This window comes from Tsukamurella conjunctivitidis (assembly GCF_007858475.1).
In the GTDB taxonomy this organism is placed as follows: Bacteria; Actinomycetota; Actinomycetes; order Mycobacteriales; family Mycobacteriaceae; genus Tsukamurella; species Tsukamurella conjunctivitidis.
The window spans coordinates 1-551 of sequence record NZ_VIGX01000246.1 but is presented as its reverse complement, the minus strand read 5'-3'; the positions used below and the strand labels follow the sequence as shown (position 1 = coordinate 551).

Here is a 551-nt window from a genome sequence, read left to right as displayed (position 1 = left end):
CGTCAAGGTCGGCGGACACATCTCCTCCTACGCCTCCGTGGCCACCCTCTACGAGGTCGGCTTCAACCACTTCTTCCGCGGCAAGGACCACCCCGGAGGCGGCGACCACGTCTTCTTCCAGGGTCACGCCTCCCCCGGCCCCTACGCCCGCGCCTTCCTTGAGGGTCCCCTGAGCGAGGAGCAGATGGACGGGTTCCGCCAGCAGGTCTCGGTGGAGCACGGGCTGCCCTCCTACCCCCACCCCCGTCAGATGCGTGACTTCTGGGAGTACCCCACCGTGTCTCTCGGCCTGGGCCCGGCAGAGGCGATCTATCAGGCGTGGTTCGACAAGTACCTGATGTTGCGTGGCCTGAAGGACACCTCCCAGCAGCACACCTGGGCGTTCCTGGGTGACGGTGAGATGGATGAGCCCGAGGCTCGCGGCATGCTGCAACTCGCCGCCCAGCAGGGGCTGGACAACCTGACCTTCGTCGTCAACTGCAACCTGCAGCGCCTCGACGGGCCGGTGCGCGGCAACGGCAAGATCATCCAGGAGCTCGAGTCCTTCTTCA

1 protein-coding gene is annotated in these 551 nt (G+C 66.2%); it reads left to right on the top strand.

The features are described 5' to 3' along the window. On the top strand, positions 1-551 hold a 551-nt coding region (locus FK530_RS25250; RefSeq protein ID WP_500487605.1), incomplete at both ends, for a thiamine pyrophosphate-binding protein.